Below are 26776 nucleotides of genomic sequence, written 5' to 3' on the forward strand. Positions count from 1 at the left end.
TCAAAAAATCATTTTGCTTTAAAATCACTGCTGACGATGAACGCGATGAAATTGGCGATGCGAGACCTAAACAGTCTCAAAAGTCAATCTACTCTATTGGCTAAGGCTGCGTAACATCAGTTAATAACTCCGCTTAACTCTGCTCTCCTCCGCTCAACTCCGCGAAATAACTCATTACCTCAAATACTTCTTCGCCGGGCTCAGAACCGCTCGTTTTGGGTAGGCGACGCCCCGGTAACTGGCTGGAACGTTTGGGTTCCCCCGCTTGTAGGTTGGCAGTTTGGGATACGGATAAATCGGGCGTTGAAACCGGACGCCGTTGCTGGCGACTCCGCCGGTGTAAGCCACAGCGATCAGTTGATCGGGAGCCTTGTCCTGCTCCACCCAATTTATGAGAGCCGTTAATAGGTCGTGATCCCGATCCTGCGGAACCGTCAGTGCCAGACTTTGCCCGCAGTCGTTCAGGCCCGGCCCTCCCCCGCAGTGCGCCATGCCGGGTATCAGAAAAAACCGAAAAAAGTCAGTGGTCTGCTTTGCGCTCCCCTGCGCTTCCACCACCCGCTCATAGTAGGTGACGGCATTCTGGTACGGAACGAGCGGATCCGCGGTTCCGGCATACATCAAAATCTTTCCCCCGCGTTTTTTCAGGGACGACAAATCGGGATTGTTGGCGTTCAGGATCGGGGCCAGCACCGAATCCATCCGGTCCTGGTCGCGGTCGAAATCGAAAGCCGAGTAATCGAAGTTCGGGCCAAATACCCACTTGTATTGATAAAAAAGTGAACCGGGAGCCTGTTTCGGATTTTGCTGGTATTCCAGTCCGGCGGATGAGTTTTCGCTCCCGAGTGGCAGGGGCGTATAAATTCGCTCGCCCGTTCGGGGGTTCGTCGGTCCGGCGTATACTTGTTTCAGAGCGGTCAGTTGCGCGCTGGTCAGGCAGGTGCCGTCGTCGGTGCCCACTGGACATTTGGGAAGCGTTTCGGGATCAAACCGGCACGCCCGGGGGTCGGTCAGAAAATTGTCGCCGGGCGCTCCGCCATCCTTCCCGGCACAGGCTTTCACCACCGCCTGGGTGATGAGCGCAATCTTCTCTTTCGGCAGAAACGCACTTCCTGCCAACTGATTGGTCACCTTATAGTTCCAGACAAAACCGGTGTGCAAATGGGTACGGTTATTGGCGGGTGCGCCCGCTAAAATACCGTCATAATCGTCCGGATACCGTTGCGCTTCCATGAGTGCCTGCTGCCCTCCGGTCGAGCAACCCGCGAAGTAGGCGCGCTGGATCGACTTTTGATAGTGGGCCTGGGTGATGGCTTTGGCGGTTTTGGTCATCTCGTGCGTGGCCCGGTAGCCAAAATCCGCCCAGCGGTCGGGGTGACCCACGGCTTCATTCGCATTCGGGGAGGTTCCCATGTCGGTGTTGGTGGTCGCAAAACCGCGCTTCAATCCATTGATCAGGGCACCGTAAGCAATCGAACCGGCTCCCCCGCCCGTACCGGTTCCCAGAAACCGGCCATTCCACCCGGTTTGGGGAAGCCATACTTCGATGCGGATAGTCGACTCTGGCGTAGGTTTCAGCGTGGCCGCCACCCGACAGAAAGCGGGCAGATCGGGAACCGACACGCCACTGCCCGGCATTTTGAACGTTCCGGCGGCTACACACTCGGCTGTCGTAATGGTTGCTCCCGGAAACGTCTGTCTGGCAAGTTGTTGACAGGCACAGGATGCGCTGTCGGTTTGGGCGTACAGGGTAAGATTGCTGCTTAAAGCAAGAAGCAGTACGGTAATTTTAGAGAGCTTCATGAGTTGGCAAAGGGTGTATTCAAAGGTAAAGAAGATACAGTTGTTTCGCGGAGTTGAGCGGAGTAAAAGAGAGGTAAGCAGAGAAAAAGAATACTCCGCTTGACTCTGCGCCCCTCCGCTCAACTCCGCGAAACAACTTTTCAGAAAATAAATCGTACTTTGCAGTCTGAATTCGCTATGGGTTAACCATCTCGAAATCAGTCTATTTTTTCTTTACGCAATCTATTTTATTCCTATTGACTATGAGCGAAGTAGCCAGCCGATTTAAGCCCGGTGTTATAACGGGCGAGGGCGTCACCGAAATTTTCCGTCATGCCAACGAAAATGACTATGCACTTCCGGCGGTCAATGTTGTCGGTACCAACTCCGTCAATGCTGTTCTGGAAACCGCAAAAGCCGTCAACTCGCCGGTTATCATCCAGTTCTCGAACGGTGGTGGAATTTTCTACGCGGGCAAGACGCTGTCGAACGCCAATCAGCAAGCCGCCATTGCCGGTTCCATTTCCGGTGCCCTGCACATTCATAACATTGCCGAATTATACGGTGTCCCCGTCATTCTGCATACCGACCACTGTGCCAAGAAATTGCTGCCCTGGATCGACGGACTTCTGGACGCTGGCGAGAAACATTTCGACCAGACCGGAAAACCGCTGTACAGCTCACACATGCTCGATTTGTCGGAAGAACCGATCGAAGAGAACATCGAAATCTGCGCCAAATATTTCGAACGGATGGCCAAAATCGGCATGACGCTGGAAATTGAGCTGGGCGTAACGGGTGGTGAAGAAGACGGTGTCGATAACTCGGATGTCGATGATTCGAAACTGTATACGCAGCCTTCGGAAGTGGCGTTTGCCTACGAAGAACTGTCGAAGATTTCTCCGAATTTCACCATTGCTGCGGCTTTCGGAAACGTTCATGGCGTTTACAAACCGGGTAATGTGAAGCTGTCGCCAATCATTCTGAAAAATTCGCAGGATTATATTCAGGAAAAATTCAGTACCGGCCCGCTGCCCGTCAACTTCGTTTTCCACGGCGGTTCGGGGTCGAGCCGGGAAGAAATCCGGGAGGCCATCCGCTACGGTGCCATCAAGATGAACATCGATACCGATATTCAGTGGGCTACCTGGGAAGGGGTTAAAAACTACTACGAAGCCAATAAAGATTATTTGCAGGGTCAGTTGGGCAACCCAGCGGGTGCCGATTCTCCGAACAAAAAATACTACGATCCGCGCGTCTGGTTGCGCAAGGGCGAAGAAAGTCTGGTGAGCCGTTTAAAAGTGGCTTTCGAAGACCTAAACTGCATCAACCGACTGGCGTAAGGAGATTAGAATTAAGAGTTTAGAATTAAGAGTTATGAGTCGAAAGACTGGTAACTCTTTTTTTGTGCCTTTACCGGACAAACCCGACCGTTCGCTCATTCATCTGGTCAGACTTTCTTTTTGGCCGATCATTCCCCCATTTCGTCCTGTCCCGTACTATAGGTTGACAAAACACCCCTTTCCCGCTGCAACTTTGAACCGTTAATCATACCGGGAAACGCCGAAAACCGCATAGAGTAGGCACTAACAACCACACATCATTATGAAAAAGAAACCATCAAAACTTACGCTGAAAACCGACCAAGTTGTCGCCCTATCAAAATCCCAGGCTGAGAACATCGCCGGTGGCCGCCCCCAACTGATTTCCAAAGACATCTGCGGTAGCAATACCCCAGGTTGTCCGGTGCGGGTATAAACTGCGATTCTGGAACGATTGCCCGAATGATTAGTCCGGCATCGGTAAGGCCGGGATGTTCACCGATTTATGGGTGACCACCCCGGCTGTTTTGTTTCATAACGTACAGTCCCATTTTGACATCCATTGGAAGGCTTTCGAAAATAGCATCTCGCTTCAGAATAAACAAGTCTGATAGTTACTCCTAATTCACGAGTAAAAAGCAATTAAGAATGGGCAATTACCGCATTTAAATCCCAGTTTTTCTACGTTTGTATTATTACATAGCGATTTTTTAGTAACCTGTTGGTTAGTTACTTACCACCACCCTTTCTACATTAAAGTAGGGACGACCCAATCGACTCCAACGATTACTTTTCAAGCGCATTGAACGGAATAAGGAATTTCTAAAAACTAATCAAGAATTTACTATTTATCTCCGGGTGTAGGTAATCGCAATATCTCCGTATTCTGTATCTTGAGGGAACATTACGAAACGTGCCATGAAAACCTTATCTTTTTTATCCATGACGCTGAACGTCATGTCCATCTCCCGTAGGTTTACGACAACGAAAGAATGCCCGCACTGCGGTCGCGATCAATCGGCAGCAGAACGTATTCCCCGCTCCCTGCTCGTCAAGAGCCTTTTGTTTTATGTTCCCACCCGTACCTATCGTTGCCTGGGCTGTCGTAAAAAATTCGTTAAAATCGGTGCCGATTAAAGGCCTTGAAAGCTTCTTTTAATCTTGTAAAGAAACGAAAGTTTTCCTATTTCATCATTCATGCCTATATCGTTTTAAGGTATGATTATGCGTGAAATTAAAAACATAATATACTGATCATACCGCCGAACATCGTGTTTTAACTTTAATTCTTACCATTTCACAAACCGCCATTCTAACGAAAATACCCTACACTGTCAATTGTCTTATTTCACATACGATAATTTGCGGGGAATGGTAAAAATCTCGGTCTGCCGACCGTCGATATAGCGAAAGTTCTGTCCGTCGAAAAAACCGTCTTCTTCCAGCATGATCCGCACGGTTTTCTTCCACTCCGGCACATCGACTGCCGCATTGAGTTCAATGGAATAGGCGGTATTGGCATACAACGGATAATCGCCCGAGCCGGGAACCCCTGTCTGCTGATCCCACATCCCGATGGTCGGCCCAGCCGCATGACCATGAACGCCGATCGGATGCGTATAAATCGTTCCCCGAATGCCCTCCTTCTTCGCCTGTTCCAGGGCTTCGAGTAGCATTTGGTTCCCGGTTTTTCCGGCTTTGTAGCGTTCCGTCAGGATGTCCTGCAACCGGTTTCCCTGCTGAAAGGCCTTGCGCAACACTTCCGGAACCTCAGTCTCGCCGGGGCGCAGAATGTAGGCATGTTGCTGCTGGTCGGTGTTGAGCCGCAGGTAGGTGATGCCAAAATCGACGTGCAGCAGATCGCCGGGCATAATCACCTGACCGGCGGGGCGTTTGGAGAAGGTTTTGAGGTGATCGAAGTCTTTGGGCGATCCACTTCCCTGCACATCCACCGTCGGATGAAACCAGGTTTCCAGACCGAGTTCGGTAATCCGCTGGCGAAACCACCACACCACATCCTCGGTCGTGGTGACGCCGGGCTGAATGACCTGTTCCGAAAAGCCTTCCTGAATGATCTGATGCGATAACCGGCAGATGAGCGGGTAAATGGCCATTTCCTTCTCCGTCCGCGTTTCCAGCCAGCCCACTGAGAGTTTCTCGGCCGAAACCAGCTTTTTCTGATCTTCTGCCGGTAATTTTTCCAGAAATTCACCGTGTTCCGTAAAGGTCAGGCCATCGGCATGGGCGTAGTTTTTGGAGAAGTTCAGCCCGATTTTCTTCGGCTTGCGGTCCTGAATAATTTTCACGAGTGCCTCCCACTGGTTGGGCCGGACATCGATGTCCCAGGCCCCTTTGAGCAGATTGCCGACATCATAGCGGGCAATCGCCAGTTTTTCCACGCCTTTATCGCCCCCCTGATCGAAAAAAACCATGATCGTCCGGCGACGGGCCGACAGCCACGTGCTGGGCAACATGGTTTTCAGAACCGGGTCTTCGTTGTATTCCCGCGAAATGATCACCCACATATCAATGCCCTCCCGGCGCATCAACTGAGGCAGCAGGTTGTTGAAGCGATCTTCCAGGATTTCATCGACCACCCGCGCCCGTTCGCGCTCGTTCAGGATGGTGGAAGGAGAAAGCGGTTGGGCGGCTAAACCGCAGGCCGAAAAAAGAAGTAGAAAGAGCGAAAGGAGACGGTGGTGCATAGATGAAGTGAAATGTTATTATTCGTTAAAAATACGGATTTTCCGCTCTGGTGAGCAACGGTAGGCTATATTTCGGCATCTTGCAGGAAAATAGATCGCTTCACATACCGCTGTCCGTCGAAAAAACCGTTACAAAGGGGTTGTCTCCTTTTTACAGAATGGGTATTTTCCACTCCGTTCGCTTACCGTATGTTTATGAAATACATTCTTACGATTTTCATCTTCTTCTTTTTTATAAATCTGGTACCGGCTCAAGGTATCCGGGGAACGATCAAAACGTCCAAAGGCGAGGTGCTGCCTTATGCGGCTATCGTGGTCAAGGGTACGTCGAGCGGGGCCATTACCAATTCGGAAGGCCGGTATGAAGTGCCGCTAAAACCGGGGAAATACGCCGTGGTTTTCCAGTATTTGGGTTTTCAGGCGCAGGAAAAAGCCGTCGAAATTGGCAGCGACTGGCAAACCGTCGACGTTACGATGGAGGAACAGGCGTTTCGGTTGCAGGAAGTGCAGGCCCGCGAGGGCAAGGAAGACCCCGCCTACAGCATCATGCGCCGGGCCATTGCCAAAGCCCGCTACCACGAGTTGCAGGTGATGAGTTACACGGCCAAAGCCTATACCAAAACGACCTTCACGATTACGGACTTGCCGATGCAATTTATGTATCGAAAACAGTTAAAGGAAGCCGAAAAGGAAGGTTTTAAAATCGGCGTTCCGATGCTGTACGAGTCGGTTTCGGAAGTGACCTTCAAACAACCCAACACCTACCGCTACCGCCTGATGGCGACCCGCAATTCGATGGGCGACAACATTTCGGTGAGCGATTATTTTCTAACGAGTTTCTACCGCCCGGAGGTCAACAACGCGGTTTCGCCCCTGTCGCCGAAAGCGTTTGCTTATTACAAATTTGAATACCAGGGCACATTCAGTGAGCGTGGGATCGACGTCAGCAAGATTCAGGTCAATCCGCGGGCCTACGGCGAAGGTGTTTTTCGGGGCACTATTTTCATCATCGAAAACAGTTGGGCCATTCACAGTTTGCAGTTGGAAACCCGCAATCCGCTGGGCTTCGACATCAAAATCCGGCAGGTCTACAGCCCGGTGCAAAACGTCTGGTTGCCGGTCAATCAGCGGTATAACCTGGACGGAAAAATCATGGGGGCGGCCGGCAACGCCCAATTTATTATCAGCCAGACGTTCAATAGCCTGAAAGTCAATCCGGCGTTTGTAGAGGATGTTAAAATTGTGGACGAGAAGTTTGAAAAACCGGCGGTTTCGCTCTCCAACAAGGATATAAAGGGGCAGAAACTGGAGGATAAAATTGCCAAACAGAAGGAATATTCGACCAAAGACTTCAAAAAACTGCTGAAAGAATACGAAAAACAGGAATACCAGGCCAAGAAAGAACGCAAGGAAGAAGTGGAAGTTTCCCGCAACGACTCCACGGTCATTGACTCGCTGGCCGGTAAACGCAGCAACGCCTTCTGGGATTCTCTGCGGACGGTTCCGCTGACCTCGGCCGAACGGATTAGTTACGTCAAGCGGGACAGCCTGAAAATTGTCCGGAAGATTGAAGTGCAGAAAGACAGCACCAAAGCCGTCCGCGATTCGACGAAGAAAAACCGGTCGAGCAAAACGTTCAAACCCGGCCAGTTGATTTCGGGCAACACCTGGAATTTCACGAATCGTACCGCGCTCACCTGGGACAGCCCGCTCCAGAAAATTTATTACAACACCGTGGAAGGTTACACCTTTGATATGGGACTACGACTGCGGTATTTTCTCCGAAAACCGGAACGCGACTCCACCCGCCGGCGGGTGGTGAACAAACCGACGCCCGACCTGACGATTGGCGGGGCGGGACGTTACGAATTTGGGATGAAGCGGTTGATCGGTACGGGAAGTATTGGCTACACCTATAAAGGTACCAGCATTGGCATCATGGGCGGGCGCTGGGTAAACCAGTTTAATCCCAATGAACCCATTAGTCCGTTCCTCAACTCGGTAACATCGTTGTTATTCGAAAAAAATTACGCCAAGCTTTACCAGCGCGACTTCCTGCGTCTGGGCATTTCGGCCCGTCCGTTCGAGAACCGGATCAATGTTTCCGGGAGTCTGGAATACGCCGAACGGACGGAACTGGCGAATTATAAGGAAAACCTGAAACCATGGATCGACTGGAATCAGTTCAGTTACACCCCCAACCGGCCCACCAACGCCGAGCTGGGATCCGGTGCTTTCCCGGTGAATCAGGCACTGACGCTCAATCTGGCGGTTTCGGGAAAACTGGCGGCTACGCGCTACCGGATTCGGAATGGTCGGCGCGTGGCGAGTCGCAACAACAGCCCCGAACTGACGCTAAACTACCGGAAAGGGGTTCCGTTCAATTCCGGCAACACCGAAGTTAGTGATGTGGATTATGATTTTGTCCAGGCTGGTCTGAGTCATTCGTTCGAAACCGGTATTCGGAGTCGGCTGAGTTACAACGTATCGGCGGGCGGTTTTCTGAACGACAAAACCGTCTTCTTCCCGGATTTCAAGCATTTTCAGGGCAACGAGTTTTTCCTGCAACAGGGCGACCCGACGTCCATTTTCCGGATGTTGCCGTATTATCAGTACAGCACCGGAAAGCGGTTTGTGGAAGGCCACGTACTGATGGAATACCGCAAATTTCTGATTACCCAACTAACGCTCGTTCGTTTGACGGGTTTGAAGGAAAACCTGTTTGTCCACTACCTCGGCACACCCAATTCCAAAAATTACACCGAAGTTGGCTACGCCCTGGACGGCCTGATTCCGGGTATTTTCCCGTTCTTCCGCGTCGAAGTGATTTCGCAGTGGCAGGATTGGCAGTACCAGAAACTTGGTTTCCGGATCGGCACGACGTTGAAGTTTCGGTAACCCTGTCAGCGCCGGGCCGTCGATACGGTTGGAGACCCTGACAGCGGTTGTAGACCTCATGAGCAGTCGACCCGTTCAAAACCATGGTTAAAAGGGCGTTAAAAATACCGCTGTCAGGGTCTTCGACCGCTAACAGGGTATTTTTAACGCCCTTTTAACAAAAATTTCATTCGCTTTAAATCCCGTCGGGCTTAGTTTGTGGCAAGCAAAGCCAGACAATGGGTCTTATCCACCACATAACGCTAACGGTCAGCCTGATTTGGGCGGTACTATTCCGGGTCTACCCGGCGGTAGCCGACTCGGTTTTTACCCCAGCGCCAAACGTCCAGACCACCGTTCTCCGGGATACCCACAAAGCCCATCCGATTCCCGACTCAGTCGTTTTTCTGGTTCAGGACGAAGACGAGCAAACCTCGCTGCGCGACCATTCTGATTTTTTGCCATCGCTTCCGGTTGCTTTGCCAGGTCTGCTGATGGCGCTGGTGCTGCTCCAACCCATTTTGCGGATTACAGTTACCACATGGGCGGGGTTATCCCAGCCTTATTACCTGTTATTCTGCTCGTTACGCATCCCTTCGGTTTAACTACTCCGGGCTGATTTTGCCCCAGTGCCTCCCATTTTTTACCGCCATTCGGCGTAGTACGCTCTTAAAACACACATACAATTCATCATGAAAAGGATTCTTCTTTTCGTGTTTGGGTGCTTGGTCAGTTGTCCAACGGTTTCGTTTGCCCAAAGCGATACCCTGCGGCTGACGCTCGCCCAGGCCGAAGCACAGTTCCGTCAGAACAATTTGCAACTGATGGCGACCAAACTGGGCATCAATGAAAACCAGGCCTACGAGTTTCAGGCGAAACTCTGGAACAATCCGAGCCTCTACATTGAACAGATGCCGTACAACGCCCAAACGAAGGAAGTGATGCCGCTGCGGCAGCGGAATTCGGAGCAGGTAGTCCAATTGCAGCAATTGCTGCTGCTGGCTGGCAAACGGAACAAACAACTCGCGATTGCCCGCACCAATACCGAACTGGCGAACGACCGGTTCTATGACCTGCTGCGGACGCTGAACTACCAACTACGAACCACGTTTTACGACCTGTATTATACGCAGCAGGCGCTCCAGGTCTACGAACAGGAAACAGGCACGCTCCGGCAAACCGTCAGCTTATTTCAGCAGCAATACGACAAAGGCAATGTGCCGCTGAAAGACCTGACCCGGCTGAAAGCCTACCTGTTCAACCTGACCTCAGAGCGTCAGCAACTGCTCCGGAAATTGACCGACGACCAGGCCGATCTGGCTGTCTTACTGAATGCCAGCCCTTCAATCACCCTACAACCCGTGCTGGAAAATACGGAGGCTGTTCAGCCTGCTGTCGGTCAACTCAATCTGAATGAGCTGATTAAAACCGCCGAAGAAAACCGCTACGACCTCAAAGCGTTCCGGGATCAGGCCAATCAGGAAAAGCAGAATCTGGCGTTGCAGAAGGCCCTGGCCGTTCCGGATCTGTCGGTGCAGGCCACCTACGACCGCAACGCGGGCTACATTCCAAACTACGTGGGGATCGGCGTCGGCATCAATCTGCCGGTTTTCAATAAAAATCAGGGCAACATCAAAGCCGCTGCTATTCGGACGCAGAGCAGCCAGCAAGCCACGGATGCTTACACGATTCAGGTTGAAAGCGATGTGCAGCGGGCGTTTAAAAAAGTGCAGCAAACCGACCAGGTCTACCGCACGTTCGACCAGAAATTCAACGGCGACTTTAGCCGACTGATCGAGGGCGTCACGACCAATTACCGGAAACAAAACATCGACGTGGTCGAATTTCTGGACTTCTTCGACTCCTTCAAGTCCAGCCAGATTCAATACAACCAACTGCAAAACGACCGGATGCAAAGTCTGGAAGAACTCAATTTTGCCGTCGGCACTACCCTATTCACGAAATAAGACCCGGTTTTAAACCGACTCCTCATGAAAACGAATCATCTCTTAAAAACATTGAAGTTGTCGCTGGTCGGGATTTATAATCCCGACCCATCCTGTCGCGAATCGCCGGGCGACCCCGCTGCGATTCGCAGCATCCGCAAAGTTTTCAAAAGCAAGCTGTTTATACCCATTTTGGCACCTCTCCTAATGGCAATCGCCCTCACCGGCTGCCAATCCTCAGCCAATCCCGAAGACAACGCCGACGAAGCGACAAATCAGAAAGTCAACCTATTGGCCACCGCCAAACTGGATACGGCCCGGCTGCTGCCTGTCAATAATGAACTGAACCTGACCGGCAAAATCACCTTCAACCAGGACAAGGTGGTGAAAGTGTTTCCGCTGGTGGGCGGTCATATTGAAGAAGTAAAAACCGACCTCGGCGACTACGTGAAACGCGGTCAGGTGCTGGCCGTCATCCGTTCCGGCGACATGGCGGACCTCGCCCAGCAGGCGATTTCGGCGAAAGGGCAACTGGCCGTGGCCCGGAAAAACCTTCAGGTAACGGAAGACATGTCGAAAGCCGGTTTGACGGCCCAGAAAGACCTCATTGCCGCCCGCGAACAGATGCAAGCCGCTCAGGGTGAGGTCAATCGGGTGGCAGAACGCAAAAGCATCCTCGGCGGGTCGGGTTCCATTTATGTCGTAAAAGCGCCGGTTGACGGTTTTGTGGTCGAAAAAAATGCGGCTCAGGGTATGGAACTTCGTTCGGACGATCCCGAGAATCTGTTCACAATTTCGAATCTCGACCAGGTCTGGGTGCTGGCCAACGTCTATGAATCCGATCTGGCTAACGTGAAAGAAGGCTTCAATGCGACGATCACGACCCTCTCCTATCCCGACCGGATTTTTAAAGGAAAAATCGATAAAATCTTCAGCGTCCTCGACCCCGAAAGCAAAACCATGAAAGTGCGGGTGACGCTTTCAAACACCGATTTTACGCTGAAACCGGAAATGTTCGCCAATGTGCGGGTGGAGTATGCTGGTCACGAACAACGGGTCGGCATTCCGGCCAAAGCCATTGTGTTCGACAAAAGCCGCAATTTCGTTGTGGCCGTCAACTCCCGGAATCAGCCGGTAGTGCGCGAAGTCGATCTTTTCAAAACCATCGGCGACATCACCTACCTCAACAGCGGCCTGAAACCCGGCGACCGCGTCGTGAAACAAAATCAACTGCTGATTTACAATGCCTTAGGTAATTAATTTTGAATGAGCGAATGATAGACGGGGCCGCCCGCGCGGTGAGTGAATAACAAACCATCTGGCGGAGCCTATTCACTCATTCGCTCATTCACTCATTCTATCATTGAACTCCCATGAACAAGTTCATCAAAAATATCATCTCGTTCTCGCTGAAGAACCGGTTTTTTATCTTCTTCCTGATGGCACTGGCGGTGGTTGCGGGTTTTGTCAGCTACCAGAACACGCCCATTGAAGCTTTCCCGGACGTTACCAACACCCAGATTACCATCATCACGCAATGGCCGGGCCGGAGTGCGGAAGAAATTGAGAAGTTTGTCACGATTCCGATTGAGATTGGATTGAATTCGGTTCAGAAAAAAACCGACATCCGCTCGACCACGCTGTTTGGTTTATCCGTCGTCAAAATCATGTTTGAAGACGGTGTCGACGATGCGTTTGCCCGCCAGCAGGTCAATAATTTGTTGGGCAGCATCGACATTCCCGATGGCGTCAAACCGGATGTGCAACCGCCCTACGGCCCGACCGGCGAAATTTTCCGCTACACCCTCAAAAGCAGCACCCGCACCAGTCGCGAACTGAAAACCATGCAGGACTGGCTGATCGACCGTCAACTGAAAAGTGTGCCGGGGGTGGCCGATGTCGTCAGTTTCGGGGGTGAAGCGAAGACGTACGAAATCTCGGTCGATCCGCGCCGGTTGCTCGACTACGGCATTACGCCCCTGCAACTGTATCAGGCCGTCGCCAATTCCAACATGAATGTCGGGGGTGATGTGATCGAGAAAAACTCGGAAGCGTACGTGGTTCGCGGCATCGGTTTGCTGAAAAACAGCCAGGACATTGGCAACGTCATCATCAAAAACGCCAACGGAACGCCAATCATGGTGCGGAACGTGGCCCAGGTTTCGGAATCGGCGCTGCCGCGGTTGGGACAAGCCGGGCGCGACAACCAGAACGATGTGGTCGAATGCATCGTCGTGATGCGCAAGGGCGAAAACCCCAGCGAAGTGATCGAAAACGTTAAGGCAAAAATCAACGAGCTGAACACCAGCATTTTGCCGTCGGATGTACAGATCGACACGTTTTATAACCGGGAAACCCTGATTCATTTTGCCACGCACACCGTGACGCATAACCTGATTGAAGGACTGGTTTTCGTGACAGTCATCGTGTTCCTGTTCATGGCCGACTGGCGAACCACGATCATTGTCTCCATCGTCATTCCGCTGGCGTTGCTCTTCGCGTTCATCTGTCTGCGGCTGAAAGGCATGTCGGCCAACCTGCTCTCGATGGGGGCCATCGACTTCGGGATTATTGTCGACGGCGCGGTGGTGATGGTGGAAGGGATTTTTGTTACGCTGGACGAAATGGCCTTGCACAACGGGATGCCGAAATTCAATAAACTCGCCAAACTCAGCGTGTTGCGAAAAACCGGAACGGAAATGGGCAAGGCGATTTTCTTCTCCAAACTGATCATCATCACCTGTTTGATTCCCATCTTTTCGTTCCAGAAAGTGGAAGGGAAAATGTTCTCCCCGCTGGCCTGGACACTCGGTTTTGCCTTGCTGGGGGCGTTGATTTTTACCCTGACACTGGTGCCGGTTCTGGCGAGTTTTCTGCTGAAAACCAACGTTCGGGAAAAACACAATCCGGTGGTCAACGTCATCACGAAATACGCGACCAAAACGTTCGGCTTCACCTTTGCGCACAAAAAACTGAGTTTGTTGGTTGCTCTGGGTTTGGTCGTGGTGGGTTTGTCGGGTTTCAAATTGCTCGGAACAGAGTTTTTGCCAGAACTGGACGAAGGCTCGATTTACGTCCGGGCCAGCATGCCGATGAGCATTTCATTGCCCGAATCCGTCAAACTGACCACGCAAATGCGGCACGTTTTCGAGCAGTTTCCGGAAGTGAAGGGCGTCATTTCGCAAACCGGCCGCCCCAACGACGGCACCGACCCCACCGGTTTTTACAACATCGAATTTCTGGTCAGCATTTTCCCGAAAGAAGAATGGACCGAACGTCGGCCCGGAAGCGCCATTTCAAAAGCCCAGTTAATCAGTCAAATGCAGAAAAAGCTGGCGGTTTTTCCGGGCGTCGATTTCGGCTTTTCTCAGCCGATTATGGACAACGTGGCCGAAGCGGTTTCGGGCGTCAAAGGTTCCATTGCGGTCAAGGTTTACGGCCCCGATTTGTACACATTGGAACATAAATCCAACGAAATCCAGAAGCAACTGGCCACCGTCAATGGCATCACTGACCTCGGCGTGATCCGCAACATTGGTCAGCCGGAACTGCGGATCGAGCTGGACGAACAGAAGTTAGCACTTTACGGCGTCGATAAAGCCAACGCCCAAACCGTGGTCGAAATGGCCATCGGCGGAAAAGCCGCCACGCAGATTTACGAAGGCGAACGGAAGTTTGACCTCCGGATTCGCTACGACCAGCCATTCCGCTCCAACGAAGCCGAAATTGGCAATCTGATGGTGCCGACCAACAACGGTTCGCAGATCCCAATCAAGGAAATCGCCAAGATTTACACCCAGACCGGCCCGATCCTGATCTACCGCGAAGGCAACCAACGCTACGGCGCGGTGAAGTTCTCGGTTCGGGGTCGCGACATGGGCAGCGCCGTGGCCGAAGCACAGCAGAAAGTGACCGCCAACGTCAAACTGCCGCAGGGCTACTCGATCAAATGGGCGGGGGATTTTGAAAACCAGCAACGGGCCACCGCCCGGCTGGAACAGGTCGTCCCGCTCAGCTTGCTCGGCATTTTCTTCATTCTGTTTGTGTTGTTCGGTAACGTCAAAGACGCCGGGCTGGTTTTGTTCAACGTGCCCTTTGCCATCATCGGCGGCATTGCGGCATTGCTCATTACCCACGTCAATTTCAGCATTTCGGCCGGTATTGGCTTCATCGCACTGTTCGGAATCTGTATTCAGAACGGCGTGATTCTGATCTCGGTGTTCAAGAAGAACCTGCACAACCGACTCAGTCTCAACGACTCCATTAAACAGGGCGTCATTTCGCGGGTGCGGCCGGTGGTGATGACGGCCATGATGGCGGCCATTGGACTCATTCCGGCGGCTATTTCCACCGGCATCGGGTCCGAAACGTCCAAACCGCTGGCGATTGTGGTCATCGGTGGTCTGATAACCGCCACGTTCTTAACGCTTTTCATCTTTCCGCTGGTCTTTTATGTGTTCTATCGGCCGAAAACCCTGGCGCCCGTTTAAAAGTATTTTGGCAATGTTTTAAGAGAATCGGTACAGACCCGCCAACTTTGGCGGGTTTTGTCTTGACGACATGAAAGCATTTTTGATTCTGTGCGGGCTCTTTTGGTGGAAAGGAACGATCGGTTGCGCCCAAAGCATTGCCGTCCAGGCTCCTGTGGATTCTGTGATCAAACCAACGCGGCATCCGGTTCGGTGGACGCTCAACCTTGATTTTCGGAATTCGTTTGTCAACCGGCAGCCGGTCAACGTCTGGGGCGTCAATACGGGAATCGTGTTTGGTGAGAAACGACACCAGGTGACGGTTGGCTATTACTGGTTGTCTTACAATTCCTATCTTCGGCTGATCAACTGGCACCGCAATGCCGCCAGACGGCTGAATATTGAGTATTACACCAAAACCGATATGGCCTATGGCAGTCTGATGTTCTGGGGTAATCCCATCAACAACCGCCGGTGGCTGTTCAGTATTCCGGTCGAGATTGGCGCGGGAAAAGCGTCGGTTATTCGGCAGGATACCCAGACGGATACGCTGCGGGGCAACTCCCGCCGGGACTTTTTTATGCCGGTTCAAATCGGCGTTTACGGACAATGGAAGGCTTCGCGCTGGATTGGTCTGAGCGCCCAGCTTGGCTATCGCTACTCGGTTTTTCAAACCAATGTCAGCCAGCATTACAACGGCACCTACTACAGCGTCGGCACCACCCTGTATCCGGAATTTTTCAAAGACATCTGGGGCTTCATCCGCTACCGGAAATGGGAGAGCAAACCGTTTTTCAGCGCCCCAGCCACACTTTAAAATCCGTGATCCGGTCGCCACTGACAAACACCTCCTGCCGCGCTTTCGGCTCCAGTTCCAGTTTTAGTTTGCCACCGGAAAAAGCGTGAATGGTGCGAATGGCGGGTAAACTGACCAGAAAGGAACGGTTTACGCGAAAAAACTGCCGGGGGTCCAGCAGGTTCACCAGCTTGTCAAGGCTGTATTCGATGGAGAAATTCTGGCCGTCGCGGGTGGTCAGAAAAGTGGCTTTGGCTTCAAAAAAGTAGTAGGCAATGGTGGCGGTTTCGATGCTCCGGATTTTCGTGCCGACCGTGATCATAAACCGCTCTTTATAGGCCGTCGGACGGGCCTGTCCCAGCAGGTTCAGCACCGCCGAAAAGTCGGGCAAGGGCGGAGTCGGTTCGGAAAACGCCCACCGGAACGATTTGTATTTTTCGATGGCGGCCACCAGTTCATCGTAATCGATGGGTTTAAGCAGGTAATCGATGCTGTTGGCCTTAAAGGCCTGGAGTGTGTATTCATCGTAGGCCGTCGTAAAGACAATCGGCGTGGTGAGTTTCACCTGCTCGATGATGCGAAATCCCAGATCATCTTCCAGGTGAATGTCCATAAAAACCAGGTCCAAATCCGCCATCGGATGGGTTTCGAACCAGCGAACAGTTTCGGCAACCGACGGAATTTGGGCCAGCACCCGAATCGTCGGGTCGTAGGTGTGCAGCAGATTCTCCAGCCGCTGAGCGGTCAGCTTTTCGTCTTCAATAATCAGCACGTTCATGGTAACAGGGGAATTTTAACGACAAACTGATCATCCTGCTCACCTACCCAAACCGGCCGGTCGGTCAGCAAGGCATACCGGTTCATGATATTCTGAAGGCCCACGCCCGTCGAGGCATCGTTCTGCGGACGGAGTTGCAACGGATTGGCGACGATCAAATAATCGCCTTCCGTATAAATCGACACCAGCAGCGGTTTTTGCGCCGACATCTGGTTGTGTTTCACCGCGTTCTCGATCAGCAATTGCAGGGTCAGGGGCGCGATGGCATACCGGTTTGCGTCGGTTTCCGAAACGGTTATCACCACCTGAAGCTTTTCATCAAAGCGGATTTTGAGCAGAAACGTGTAAGCATCAATGAAATCCAATTCAGTCTGTAAACGGGTCCGCTCGTTGTCGCGCTGCTCCAGAATGTACCGGTACGCTTTGGAGAGCCGGTTGATAAACTGCACCGAAAGCTTCGCGTCGACCTCGACAAGCGACGACAAAATACTGAGGCTGTTAAAGAGAAAATGAGGATTTACCTGATTTTTGAGGGCCATAAACTGGGCCTGCGCCGATTCTTTCTCCAGCCGTTCGGTCTGAATTTCCAGTTCGAGCATCCGGGCACCGGATCGACGGTTGGCCGCCAGGTAGAATGCCGACAACATCGCCATGACGGTAATGCCATTGTTCATCTTTTGCCGCTGGCCCCGGTTTCCGGCCCAACCGCTCCGGTAGCCCTGATCAATGGGCGGGCGGTGGCCCACGGGTGGAAACCGGAGGTTGAGCGAATCGGCCATCCCCGCCCGAATCTGGTTAAAACCGCCGTTAAAAACTACCGCCAACGCACTGGCAACGAGCAGAATGCCGACCTGAACGGGAAGTTTCATTTCCACCAGCGCCCGGGACCCAAACCAGTGCAACACCCGCTGTTGAAGCCAGTCGGTCACCAGAACCCAGCAAAAGAAAAAGAAGATCGTCAGCGGTATTTCGAGCGCCCAGAAGGGCAGCGAACTCACCAGAAACGACCAACTCATCTGATCGATGTTCATGTAGAGACGAATCGGCCAGTAGATGACGAAAATGCTCAGGGCGAGTTGCGCCTTCTGCCAGATCGTAAGGTGTTCAGAACCAGGTACCTTCATACGTAAAAACGTTCAGGAACCAAAGGTGATGTATTTTTCAATGGTTTTTTCCTGAATGACAAAAGGTTTTTCAACGGTCGTTTTACCCGTAACGATGCTCAGGCTGTAGGCTCCGCTCGCCAGATCCGAGATGTCGAAATTTTGACGCAGGCCGTTCTGCAAATTAACGGTTTTCCGGTACAGCACATGGCCGTTCTGATCGCGCATCAGGATGGTGACCGCTTCGGTTTTGGGTTCGATGAACAGCTTGATCTTTTGATCGGTAGCTGTCAGGAAAATGCTTTCGGGCGATGGAGCCAGTGGCGAAACAGACGACGTTTGGGCGAACGATGCGGTTCCGGCTACCAGACCCAGCATCAACAGGATTGTTTTTTTCATGATTGTGTTCCGATTCCTCGGCGTTTAAACGGGATTGATTTACAGGACTTACGTCGATAATTCATTAGGACTTTCGCTTGCTTGAAACAAAGTTGCACCCGGCAGCCTGCCCTGGAAAATAAAAGAGGATGAGTGACGAAAACCGGCGGATGAATCGGCCTATTCGGGGGAAGAATCCAGCGTCAATTCTGGGAAAAGTGAAAATTCGTGACTTCTTGAGGAACAGCCCAACTACGGCTTTTTAGATTATAAGGCAGGAAAACGCACCTCGCTTAATCGATTAAAAAAGACAAATCCCCGGTGAATACCGGGGATTGTGCAAAATAAAACCAATTATTACAAACTATCTAAAGCGCGTGACGCTTTAAAGCGTCCAAGTTAGACCCGTTTTAAATAGAGATCGCTTTTTAATCGCCGAATGCCCCGATTTCATAGATGAATGCCCCGTTCGGCCGGTTGAATCTGTGCGATAATTGACTATTATTTTTTTTCGCTTGACATTGTAAAATCATTTTTGCTGTTTTGTAGTGTATTAGATACTTAGTACACTATAACGATGATCGAACTCAAAAACCTGACGTTTGGCTATAAGCCAAAAAAACTGCTGTTTCGGGACTTGAATCTGTCGCTGCAGCCGGGCAGCATTTACGGGTTGCTGGGTAAAAACGGCGCGGGCAAATCGAGCCTGCTGCGGCTGATGGGGGGTCTGCTCTACCCCACGGCGGGCAGCGTCGACGTGGCCGGATTTACGCCCCGCAAACGGGAACCGGCTTTTTTCCAGGAACTGTACTTTATTCCGGAAGAAATTTACCTGCCGTCGGTTTCGCTCAGTCGCTACATTGACACGATGGGGCCGTTTTATCCGAAATTCGATGAAGGCCAATTTCGGAAATACCTCTCGGAGTTCGACGTGCCGCCCGATCAGAAGCTCACGGCGATGTCGTACGGGCAGAAGAAGAAAGTCATCATCAGTTTTGGGCTGGCTACCAACACCCGGGTGCTGATCATGGACGAACCGACGAACGGCCTCGATATTCCATCGAAAAGCCAGTTCCGGAAAATTGTCTCTTCGGCGCTTGCCCCCGACCGGCTGATGCTCATTTCGACCCACCAGGTCCGGGATCTGGATCACCTCATCGACGGCATCATCATCATCGACGAAAACGAAATCCTGCTGAATCATTCCCTGGCCGACATCGGCGACCGGCTGTTGTTCAGTTCGCTAAGCAGCGTAACCGAAACCGACCGGGTGTTATACGCCGAACCGTCGTTGCGCGGGTATTCGGTGGTGCTGGAAAACACGGAGCAGGAAGACAGCAAAGTCGATCTGGAGCGGCTTTTCAACGCCGTTGTCACCAACCGGTCGGGCATCAAAAATCTTTTCCAATAACCGCTATGCGCTTCCTCCCTATCCTCCAAATCCTGCTGGCTGCGCTCCTTTCGGGCCTCCCCGCTCCCCTGCTGTCTTTCGTCTCCTGTCTCAACTCTCTTTTCTAACCCATGAACCAAACGTTCAATTTTTACCGCTTCGGCCTGGTGCTGAAACTGCATTTGTCCGAACACCTCAAGACTTATCTGCTGGGAGCCGGCGTTTTATTCGGCATCTGGAGCGTACTTTTGTTGCCGACCGCTGCGAAGATTACCGTCTTCAGCGAATCGATCTATCGAAATCATACGACACTTTTTGGGGTCATTTATTGTGGTGCAGGGGCCTGGTTTGCCAGTGAATTATTTCGTACGGTCAGCACACCGGTTCGGGGAATTCCCTATCTAACGTTGCCCGCTTCCCGACTGGAAAAATTTCTGGTCGTTTTTGTAATGATGCTCTTGTTTATTCCGGTTTTCATCGGCGTTTTTTACGCGGCAGAAGGCATTTGTTTTTCCATTATCAATGCTCGTCTTCCGGCAGTATCGCCCAAATATCAGCTTCTCAATTTGGCAGGACCGTACATGGATATCGTTATGCGTTATTTAACCCTGATTACGCCCTCGTTTTTTCTGGTTGGCTCCATTTATTTTACAAAAGTACCTTTTGTAAAAACTGCGGTAATCGCTTTTTGCATCCTCTTTTCCGTTATGCTACTGAACAGCGAAATACTGATCCATCAATTTTTTCCCGGCCATGAACAGTACGGCGGCACTCCGTTCCGGGAAGTATTTTTTCTGCAAAACCGTCGGTGGTATCACCTGGAATTATCCGGAAATTCGGACCTGATCGTAAAAACCATCTTACTTCTGGCCGTTCCTTCGCTCTGGTATATTGCCTTCACCCGTTTCAAAGAGAAAGAACTCTAATATGGATTTTCAGGATAAAAAAGCCATTTACCTCCAGATCGCCGACTACGTTTGCGAGAAAATTCTCCTGACTCAATGGCCGCCCGGCGAGCGAATTCCCTCCGTGCGGGATCTGGGAATCGAACTGGAAGTCAACCCCAATACGGTGATGCGGACGTACGATTTTCTACAGCAGAAAGCCATTCTTTTCAACAAACGGGGCATTGGTTTTTTTGCCGCCGACGAAGCGGCAGAACGCATCAAGTCCTACCGAAAAGAACAATTTCTGGAAACCGAACTGCCGTATTTCTTCCGCAACCTATACCTGCTGAACATCAGCCTGGAAGAGATTGAACAACGGTATAAAGCATTCATCGAAAGCGAATTCAATCCGAATAAAGTTGTTTAAAACCGCTATGAAAACAAGCAATAAACTCCTCATCGCTCTCTTTACCATCGGTCTGCTGACGCTGATCGGCGCTAATGTAGCCCTGCGAACCGAATACAATAAAATTGACTTCAATGATCAATTTTATGGGCTTTCTGCAATGGAATTAAAACCGTTCCGGGTGTTGAAACTGGAAGGTAATAACGCCGGATTAATCAGCGTCCAAACCGGAAAAACGACCGAAATCCGCCTTCCGGAAAAGGCAAAAAAGCAATTTACCTTCCGCTCGCAGGGCGATACGCTGCTGGTGAGTTACAAACCGGAAAATGTGCCCTGGCGATCACAGGCCAATCAGTATTTCGATGCGATCCCGGCAGCGGTTTTTCTAACGCCAACGCTGCAAACCCTCATTACGTCTAAAGTAAGCTGCAACGTAAACCATCTCACGGTCGATCAGTTGACGGTTTTACAGAAAAATGCGGGGGTTTTACTAACCAATAGCCGCATCAGTTCGCTGACGGTAACCAACGAGCAGGGTAGCGAACTGCACACCAAACCGACCAACCACATCGGCACCGCCCTCATCACCTCCCGCGACAGTTCGGTTTTCAAAGCCGAACGCGATATTTTTGGAACACTAGCGTTGCAAACCGACAGTCTGGCAACGGTGAACGTGCCGGGCGGTTTGCTGAAAAAGCTTCAATAGCCTACGGTTCCAGAACCGTCCGCTTCTCGGTGACTGACTTCACTTTTTCGGGAGAGAAATAAACCGGAAAATACTCGTTTTTAGCCCAGATCGGAAACAAATCCCGGTAATGCGGGCTGGCCGGGTCGCCCGACTGACCAGGGCTGTTGATACCCAGCGTTTTGTCCCAATCCTGCGTATCGACCAGAATACGGAACGACGCGCCGTATTCCTGATTCATCTGATGGCCCGTGCTGTTAACAGTCTCGGCGTAACCACCGCGCGGAGCCGGACCAATATCGTATTCTGACGCCTGTTGCGGGGTCATCAGATTCGACAATGGATGCCGCAGATAACTATGCTTATTCCCGGTTTGCCCATACCACCAGTGGGTACGGTCGTGCCCCAGTCGCTTTGTCAGATCGGCAATCGCGTTTTCGAGGCAGGCGAGTAACACATCATTCCGGTCAATATTTTTCAAAGGACCTTGCTGATCAGACCGGAGCCATTGCACCACCTTTTCCGTTGCAATGGCTGGCATGTATTTCCAGGCTTTTTCCGGTACGGCCAACTCGTAAACCGCCCAGCGCAATTGCGTTTCCCAGGCCACGTACACAGCCGCCGGAATAGAGCCGGGTTCCAGTATATAATCCCAGTTGAGCAACTGTTGCCGCGCCCATTCGACGGGTTCTTCATCGGCTTTCAGACTTTCCAGCAACGGCACCAGTTTCCGGGCGGTCATCGACAAATAATCTGATTGCAAGGTTTTAAAATCGGCCAGCGAATGCTTCGGTTTTGCCCGGATCAACTCCGTAATCCGATCTGCCCGCACCGCTGACGCCCACTCCCACCCGACCGCGTCCCGGTGCGGAAAACTTTTGGGTATCAGATTGTTATTGGCGGTTACAACAAATCCTTCGGGCGGGTTCACCTTGCCGGGCAGTTGATGAATGGGCAGAAAACCGCCCCACTCGAACCGCCCGTCGCCCGGAACCGGCACGAGTCCGGTCCAGCTTTTCCCGGAACGGGAGGATCGGATCGGCGAAATGCCGGTGGCCTGCCAGCCAATGGCTCCTTTTTGAGTGGCGGATGGCCGGCCCGCCCAAACCATGTTTTCGCCGGGAACGCGGCTGTAGGTGCAGGCCTGCCGAAATTCGTTCCAGTTTTTCGACTGGTTCATCCGCAAACTGGCCAGATAGGGCGCACAGCCCGTTTCGAGCCAGGCCGCCCGAACGGCGTAAAGTTTGTGATTTTTCGCATCCTCAAACACCACCGGCCCATGCCGCGTATACTTCAACTGAACGATAGCCGGTTTTTGGTTTTTGACGGAAATCGTATCGAAAATCACCCGCACGGTTTCCCAGTTTCCTTTGTATTTGTATTGATTCGGATTGTCGGGATTAGCTTCGTAAACGTACAGATCTTCGTTATCGGTTTCAAAAATCGTCAACCCCCAGGTTCCGAATTCATTATGTCCGACCGAAACACCCGGTAACGTTGGCTCCCCGGCTCCGACCACATTCCAACCAGGTGCGTGCAGGTGAACCCAATACCGCAGCGACGGAACCGCCTGCGCCCGGTGCGGATCGTTCGCCAGCATCGGAAAACCGCTCGCCGACCGCTGGCCGCTGACAACCCAGTTGTTAGAACCGTCACGCGGCTTTTCATCTAACGGCCGGTTTATTCCGGGTCTTAGCAACGCTTCTTCTTCCGTCGCGCCCAAACCGGTATCCTTGTCCGTAAACCGGATCGGCAACCGAAACGCTTCGTACAATTCCAGAATGGGCTGAAACAGCTCCGCGCCGTTGACGTGCAGGGTCAAATCGGGTTCCCCGGCTTTGGTGGTGGGGTGAAACCAGGATAATTCCCGGACTTTTTCCGGCCCCAGCAAATGCACCAGTCGCCCGAAATCCAGCTCCGACCGCACGTTTTCGAGTAAGCCCTGGTGGCGGCTGATGACCACTTCGGGCGTCCAGAAACCGGGTTGAGTTTTCAGCAGTTTGAACTCGACCGGAAGTTTCTCCGGCGTCTGATTAATCTGTCGGATGTAGGCATTGATTCCCTCGACAAAAGCCCCTATGATCTGGGGGCCGTTGGGGTGATAGTGTTTCAGTTCCTGCTCCAGATTGCCCCGAAACCGGAACAACCGCGTTCCCTGATCCCGTTTGATCTCCTTCGCTCCCAGCAGTTCGGCAACGGTTCCGGTGGCCTGCCTACGCCAGATTTCAAGCTGAAAAAGCCGGTCACTGGCGGCATTGTAGCCCTGGGCAAAAAACAGATCGTGCTCATTCCGGGCGTAAATGTGGGCGATGCCCCAGCGGTCGCGGAGGATTTCGACGGGTTGTTTCAATCCCGGAATCCTGAGTTTTTCAGTCGATTGGGTACAGGCAACCGGGCTGCTGAAAAGGAGCCAGAATGCCGGGAGCAAAACCGTTAATCGCATGCCTTTACGATGATGAGACCCGATTCGATCCTTTATTCTTCGCATGCGGTATTTTTAGATAAAATTCCTGAATCAGTTCTTCTTCAAAAACGCCAGCACCTCGCGCGCAAACCCTTCCGAACCGGACGTATTGCCGTGATTGCCCGGTACGGTTTTCAACGTAGCATTCGGCAGCAGTTTCGCCAGATCACCCGCCCGGCCATTATCTTCATCCTGATCCCCGGAAATGATTAAAACCGGAATCTTCACCTTACTCAATTCTGCCGGACTCGTTGAAGGTTGGGTTTGCTGCTGGAAACCGAGCGCCAGCGTGTCCAGACCTCTGGTTTTGGCAGCATTCAAGGCACCCTGAAACTCGGGATGTAAATGGGCTTTTCCGCTGAACAATTCCGCAAAGGCCATGCGACGCGCCCAGTTCGGATCAGTGAAATCCGCACCCATACCGCCCAAAACCGCCGACCGAAGATTTTTATCCAGTACCAAAAGACGCGCCGTAATGATAGAACCGCGCGAATAGCCGACAGCATCGTAGTTTTTCAGCTTCAGGAAATTCATCAGGCTCATGATGTCGCGGGCTTCGGCGTCGTTGCGGTAGGCTTCGACGGTATGCGGTTTGTCGGACAGGCCGTTGCCGCGTAAATCCAGTTGAACGACTTTATACCCGGCATCGAGCAACGATTGCCGCAGCACGGCTTTCTGCCAGGACATGCTGCTGCCCATAAAACCGTGTACGAGCACCACCGGTTTTCCTTCGCCAGCTACTTCATAATGAATTTTAGCTCCATCAAAGGACGTAAACAGCGGTTCGCGGGAGGATTGTGCCAGCGAAATCAACGGCAAAGCCAGCAGAAGCATTGCGAGACGGTTTTTCACAAGATACAGGGTTCAGGCCAGTAAGATACGAATAAAACCTTTCGCAATTCGCCAGGTTATATACGAAAACCCGGCGGGAAAGTCACCCGTCGTGGCACATAAACCAGAAACCGTATGGAAACTTACAATCCGGCCGAAGACGAAAATCAGGGCATAGCCTCCACGATGGCGCGCAACAACCCGAATGCAGGCGAAGAACTGGAACCGGACATCAGCCCATCCGGAACCCTCCCCAGCCCCGACCCCGATCCGGAACAAACGACTTTATACGAAGAAGAAGACGGCGTTTCGAGTGAAGACTAAAAAATTAAAAGTTAAAAATTAAAAGTTAAAAATAGGCTGACGCATTCAAACACGCACCAACCCCCTTTTAACTTTTAATTTTTAATTTTTAACTCCCCTTATTCCCACTCGATGGTGGCCGGGGGTTTGGAGGAAATGTCGTAGACGACGCGGTTGACGCCTTTGACGCGGTTGATGATTTCGTTGGAAATATCGGCCAGGAACTCGTAGGGCAGGTGCGCCCAGTCGGCGGTCATGCCGTCGACACTCGTCACGGCACGAAGGGCAACGACGCGTTCGTAGGTTCGCTCGTCTCCCATTACCCCAACGGACTGGATTGGCAACAGAATGGCACCCGCCTGCCAAACCTGGTCGTAGAGACCGTATTTCTTCAATCCGTTGATGTAGAGCGCATCCACTTCCTGCAAAATCTGCACTTTTTCCGGGGTAATATCGCCCAGAATCCGAATGGCTAAACCGGGGCCGGGGAACGGATGGCGCTTCAGAATGGCGTCGGGCAAACCCAGCGCCTTCCCTACCGTTCGGACCTCGTCCTTGAACAGCGTGTTCAGCGGCTCCACAATTTTCAGCTTCATGAAAGCGGGTAAACCGCCGACGTTGTGGTGCGATTTGATGGTTGCCGACGGCCCTTTCACCGAAACCGACTCAATGACATCGGGATAAATCGTACCCTGACCCAGCCAGTCCACATCTTCGATCAAATGCGATTCCTGGTCGAAGACCTCGATAAACGTCCGGCCAATGGCCTTGCGTTTGGCTTCGGGATCGGTCAAGCCGGCGAGGGCCGAATAAAACTGGTCTTTGGAATCGACGCCTTTGATGTTCAGACCCAGATGGCGGTAGGAGTCCAGAACCTGCTCAAATTCGTCTTTCCGCAACAAACCGTTGTCGACAAAAATACAGTAAAGATTCTGGCCAATGGCGCGGTGCACGAGCGTGGCCGCTACCGACGAATCGACGCCCCCCGAAAGGGCCATGACCACTTTGTCGTTGCCAATTTTTGCTTTGAGATCGGCAATGGTCGATTCCACAAACGACTCGGCCGTCCAGTCCTGCGAGCAACCGCAGATATCGACGACGAAATTTTTCAGGACGGTTTTTCCCTGCGTCGAGTGCGTCACTTCCGGGTGAAACTGAATGCCGTAGGTCGGTTCATTCTGAATCTGGAAGGCTGCCACTCGCACGGTTTCGGTCGAGGCAATGAGCTCGAAATTGTCCGGAACGGAAGTAATCGTATCGGCGTGTGACATCCACACCTGGGTGTTGATTTCCAGCCCTTTCAACAGCGGATTTTCGGTATTCAGCGTGCTCAGTTTGGCCCGGCCGTATTCCCGGATGGTCGACGGTTTGACCTCTCCCCCGCTCGTATGCGCCATCAACTGGGCACCATAACACACGCCCAGAATGGGCAATTTGTGCCGAAAAGCGGCCAGATGAACCATGGGCGCATCGGCGTCCCGAACAGAACACGGGCTACCGGACAGGATAACACCCTTAACATCAGGGCTGATCGTTGGAAGGTGATTGTAGGGATGGATTTCGCAGTAAACGTTGAGTTCGCGCACCCGGCGGGCGATGAGTTGGGTGTATTGCGAACCGAAATCGAGAATCAGTATTTGTTCGGTTGTCATGA

Annotated in this window: 22 protein-coding genes; 14 read left to right on the plus strand and 8 right to left on the minus strand. The window is 52.0% G+C overall.

Annotation, left to right across the window (positions count from 1 at the left end):
* Positions 1-174 precede the first annotated feature (174 nt).
* Positions 175-1803 (minus strand): tannase/feruloyl esterase family alpha/beta hydrolase, encoded by a 1629-nt coding sequence (locus DUE52_RS15440; RefSeq protein ID WP_114406932.1) that lies wholly within the window; start codon positions 1801-1803, stop codon positions 175-177.
* Positions 1804-2045: 242 nt separating this feature from the next.
* Between DUE52_RS15440 and fbaA the strand changes: the two genes are divergently transcribed.
* From fbaA to DUE52_RS32110, 3 genes are all read left to right on the plus strand, one after another.
* Positions 2046-3125 (plus strand): class II fructose-bisphosphate aldolase, encoded by a 1080-nt coding sequence (gene fbaA / locus DUE52_RS15445; protein ID WP_114406933.1) that lies wholly within the window; start codon positions 2046-2048, stop codon positions 3123-3125.
* A 262-nt stretch (positions 3126-3387) separates the two neighbouring features.
* Positions 3388-3540 carry a class I lanthipeptide gene (locus DUE52_RS32435; RefSeq protein ID WP_165840948.1) on the plus strand — a complete coding sequence of 51 codons (153 nt, stop codon included), beginning with the start codon at positions 3388-3390 and terminating at the stop codon, positions 3538-3540.
* 482 nt (positions 3541-4022) lie between these two features.
* Entirely contained in the window at positions 4023-4241 is a 219-nt protein-coding gene (locus DUE52_RS32110) for a hypothetical protein (RefSeq protein WP_133299849.1), read from the plus strand.
* A 206-nt stretch (positions 4242-4447) separates the two neighbouring features.
* Here DUE52_RS32110 and DUE52_RS15450 read toward each other — a convergent pair whose 3' ends face one another.
* On the minus strand, positions 4448-5809 hold the full coding sequence (locus DUE52_RS15450) for a M24 family metallopeptidase (protein WP_114406934.1): 1362 nt from the start codon (positions 5807-5809) through the stop codon (positions 4448-4450).
* A 195-nt stretch (positions 5810-6004) separates the two neighbouring features.
* Here DUE52_RS15450 and DUE52_RS15455 point away from each other — a divergent pair, with 195 nt between their 5' ends.
* From DUE52_RS15455 to DUE52_RS15480, 6 genes are all read left to right on the plus strand, one after another.
* On the plus strand, positions 6005-8707 hold the full coding sequence (locus DUE52_RS15455) for a DUF5686 and carboxypeptidase regulatory-like domain-containing protein (protein WP_114407091.1): 2703 nt from the start codon (positions 6005-6007) through the stop codon (positions 8705-8707).
* A 218-nt stretch (positions 8708-8925) separates the two neighbouring features.
* On the plus strand, positions 8926-9291 hold the full coding sequence (locus DUE52_RS15460) for a hypothetical protein (RefSeq protein WP_114406935.1): 366 nt from the start codon (positions 8926-8928) through the stop codon (positions 9289-9291).
* Between the two features lie 87 nt (positions 9292-9378).
* Positions 9379-10653: a TolC family protein gene (locus DUE52_RS15465; protein ID WP_114406936.1), complete on the plus strand. Its 1275-nt coding sequence runs from the start codon at positions 9379-9381 to the stop codon at positions 10651-10653.
* Between the two features lie 24 nt (positions 10654-10677).
* Positions 10678-11892 carry an efflux RND transporter periplasmic adaptor subunit gene (locus tag DUE52_RS15470; protein ID WP_114406937.1) on the plus strand — a complete coding sequence of 405 codons (1215 nt, stop codon included), beginning with the start codon at positions 10678-10680 and terminating at the stop codon, positions 11890-11892.
* 113 nt (positions 11893-12005) lie between these two features.
* Positions 12006-15122, plus strand: coding sequence for an efflux RND transporter permease subunit (locus DUE52_RS15475; protein WP_114406938.1), 3117 nt, complete (start codon positions 12006-12008; stop codon positions 15120-15122).
* 70 nt (positions 15123-15192) lie between these two features.
* On the plus strand, positions 15193-15918 hold the full coding sequence (locus tag DUE52_RS15480; RefSeq protein ID WP_114406939.1) for a hypothetical protein: 726 nt from the start codon (positions 15193-15195) through the stop codon (positions 15916-15918).
* Here DUE52_RS15480 and DUE52_RS15485 read toward each other — a convergent pair.
* Genes DUE52_RS15485 through DUE52_RS15495 form a run of 3 tightly spaced genes read right to left on the minus strand, consistent with a single transcriptional unit; the run spans position 15896 to position 18177 of the window.
* A complete protein-coding gene (locus tag DUE52_RS15485) occupies positions 15896-16675 on the minus strand; it encodes a LytR/AlgR family response regulator transcription factor (RefSeq protein ID WP_114406940.1) in 780 nt (259 codons plus the stop codon). The two genes, DUE52_RS15480 and DUE52_RS15485, sit on opposite strands and share 23 nt — an antisense overlap.
* Positions 16672-17799: a sensor histidine kinase gene (locus DUE52_RS15490; RefSeq protein WP_114406941.1), complete on the minus strand. Its 1128-nt coding sequence runs from the start codon at positions 17797-17799 to the stop codon at positions 16672-16674. Before DUE52_RS15490 ends, DUE52_RS15485 begins: the two co-directional genes overlap by 4 nt.
* A 12-nt stretch (positions 17800-17811) precedes the next feature.
* A complete protein-coding gene (locus tag DUE52_RS15495) occupies positions 17812-18177 on the minus strand; it encodes a T9SS type A sorting domain-containing protein (protein ID WP_114406942.1) in 366 nt (121 codons plus the stop codon).
* A gap of 556 nt (positions 18178-18733) precedes the next feature.
* Here DUE52_RS15495 and DUE52_RS15500 point away from each other — a divergent pair.
* From DUE52_RS15500 to DUE52_RS15515, 4 genes are all read left to right on the plus strand, one after another.
* The gene (locus tag DUE52_RS15500) at positions 18734-19567 is read left to right on the plus strand and encodes an ABC transporter ATP-binding protein (RefSeq protein ID WP_114406943.1); all 834 of its coding nucleotides are present in this window, start codon (positions 18734-18736) and stop codon (positions 19565-19567) included.
* Between the two features lie 110 nt (positions 19568-19677).
* Complete coding sequence (locus DUE52_RS15505) at positions 19678-20472, plus strand: hypothetical protein (RefSeq protein ID WP_114406944.1); 795 nt, start codon at positions 19678-19680, stop codon at positions 20470-20472.
* 1 nt (position 20473) lies between these two features.
* On the plus strand, positions 20474-20860 hold the full coding sequence (locus DUE52_RS15510; RefSeq protein ID WP_114406945.1) for a GntR family transcriptional regulator: 387 nt from the start codon (positions 20474-20476) through the stop codon (positions 20858-20860).
* Between the two features lie 7 nt (positions 20861-20867).
* On the plus strand, positions 20868-21545 hold the full coding sequence (locus DUE52_RS15515) for a hypothetical protein (protein ID WP_114406946.1): 678 nt from the start codon (positions 20868-20870) through the stop codon (positions 21543-21545).
* Between the two features lies 1 nt (position 21546).
* Here DUE52_RS15515 and DUE52_RS15520 read toward each other — a convergent pair whose 3' ends face one another.
* Both DUE52_RS15520 and DUE52_RS15525 read right to left on the minus strand, forming a co-directional pair.
* Positions 21547-23967, minus strand: coding sequence for a penicillin acylase family protein (locus tag DUE52_RS15520; protein ID WP_114406947.1), 2421 nt, complete (start codon positions 23965-23967; stop codon positions 21547-21549).
* Positions 23968-24039: 72 nt separating this feature from the next.
* Entirely contained in the window at positions 24040-24840 is an 801-nt protein-coding gene (locus tag DUE52_RS15525; RefSeq protein ID WP_229312177.1) for an alpha/beta fold hydrolase, read from the minus strand.
* A gap of 114 nt (positions 24841-24954) precedes the next feature.
* On the opposite strand from DUE52_RS15525, the gene DUE52_RS15530 reads away from it, so the two are divergent.
* Positions 24955-25143 (plus strand): hypothetical protein, encoded by a 189-nt coding sequence (locus DUE52_RS15530; protein ID WP_114406949.1) that lies wholly within the window; start codon positions 24955-24957, stop codon positions 25141-25143.
* Positions 25144-25241: 98 nt separating this feature from the next.
* Here DUE52_RS15530 and guaA read toward each other — a convergent pair whose 3' ends face one another.
* The gene (gene guaA / locus DUE52_RS15535) at positions 25242-26774 is read right to left on the minus strand and encodes a glutamine-hydrolyzing GMP synthase (RefSeq protein WP_114406950.1); all 1533 of its coding nucleotides are present in this window, start codon (positions 26772-26774) and stop codon (positions 25242-25244) included.
* Positions 26775-26776: the final 2 nt, after the last annotated feature.

Source organism: Larkinella punicea, from assembly GCF_003334855.1.
Taxonomy (GTDB): Bacteria; Bacteroidota; Bacteroidia; order Cytophagales; family Spirosomataceae; genus Larkinella; species Larkinella punicea.

Coding starts and splice junctions, on each gene's coding strand:
- DUE52_RS15450 (WP_114406934.1), bottom strand. CDS start 5,809: ATGCACCACCGTCTCCTTTCGCTCTTTCTACTTCTTTTTTCGGCCTGC.
- DUE52_RS15485 (WP_114406940.1), bottom strand. CDS start 16,675: ATGAACGTGCTGATTATTGAAGACGAAAAGCTGACCGCTCAGCGGCTG.
- DUE52_RS15460 (WP_114406935.1), top strand. CDS start 8,926: ATGGGTCTTATCCACCACATAACGCTAACGGTCAGCCTGATTTGGGCG.
- DUE52_RS15500 (WP_114406943.1), top strand. CDS start 18,734: ATGATCGAACTCAAAAACCTGACGTTTGGCTATAAGCCAAAAAAACTG.
- DUE52_RS15490 (WP_114406941.1), bottom strand. CDS start 17,799: ATGAAGGTACCTGGTTCTGAACACCTTACGATCTGGCAGAAGGCGCAA.
- DUE52_RS15510 (WP_114406945.1), top strand. CDS start 20,474: ATGGATTTTCAGGATAAAAAAGCCATTTACCTCCAGATCGCCGACTAC.
- DUE52_RS32110 (WP_133299849.1), top strand. CDS start 4,023: ATGAAAACCTTATCTTTTTTATCCATGACGCTGAACGTCATGTCCATC.
- DUE52_RS15520 (WP_114406947.1), bottom strand. CDS start 23,967: ATGCGATTAACGGTTTTGCTCCCGGCATTCTGGCTCCTTTTCAGCAGC.
- DUE52_RS15465 (WP_114406936.1), top strand. CDS start 9,379: ATGAAAAGGATTCTTCTTTTCGTGTTTGGGTGCTTGGTCAGTTGTCCA.
- DUE52_RS15440 (WP_114406932.1), bottom strand. CDS start 1,803: ATGAAGCTCTCTAAAATTACCGTACTGCTTCTTGCTTTAAGCAGCAAT.
- DUE52_RS15470 (WP_114406937.1), top strand. CDS start 10,678: ATGAAAACGAATCATCTCTTAAAAACATTGAAGTTGTCGCTGGTCGGG.
- DUE52_RS15530 (WP_114406949.1), top strand. CDS start 24,955: ATGGAAACTTACAATCCGGCCGAAGACGAAAATCAGGGCATAGCCTCC.
- DUE52_RS15495 (WP_114406942.1), bottom strand. CDS start 18,177: ATGAAAAAAACAATCCTGTTGATGCTGGGTCTGGTAGCCGGAACCGCA.
- fbaA (WP_114406933.1), top strand. CDS start 2,046: ATGAGCGAAGTAGCCAGCCGATTTAAGCCCGGTGTTATAACGGGCGAG.
- DUE52_RS15515 (WP_114406946.1), top strand. CDS start 20,868: ATGAAAACAAGCAATAAACTCCTCATCGCTCTCTTTACCATCGGTCTG.
- DUE52_RS15455 (WP_114407091.1), top strand. CDS start 6,005: ATGAAATACATTCTTACGATTTTCATCTTCTTCTTTTTTATAAATCTG.
- guaA (WP_114406950.1), bottom strand. CDS start 26,774: ATGACAACCGAACAAATACTGATTCTCGATTTCGGTTCGCAATACACC.
- DUE52_RS32435 (WP_165840948.1), top strand. CDS start 3,388: ATGAAAAAGAAACCATCAAAACTTACGCTGAAAACCGACCAAGTTGTC.
- DUE52_RS15480 (WP_114406939.1), top strand. CDS start 15,193: ATGAAAGCATTTTTGATTCTGTGCGGGCTCTTTTGGTGGAAAGGAACG.
- DUE52_RS15475 (WP_114406938.1), top strand. CDS start 12,006: ATGAACAAGTTCATCAAAAATATCATCTCGTTCTCGCTGAAGAACCGG.
- DUE52_RS15505 (WP_114406944.1), top strand. CDS start 19,678: ATGAACCAAACGTTCAATTTTTACCGCTTCGGCCTGGTGCTGAAACTG.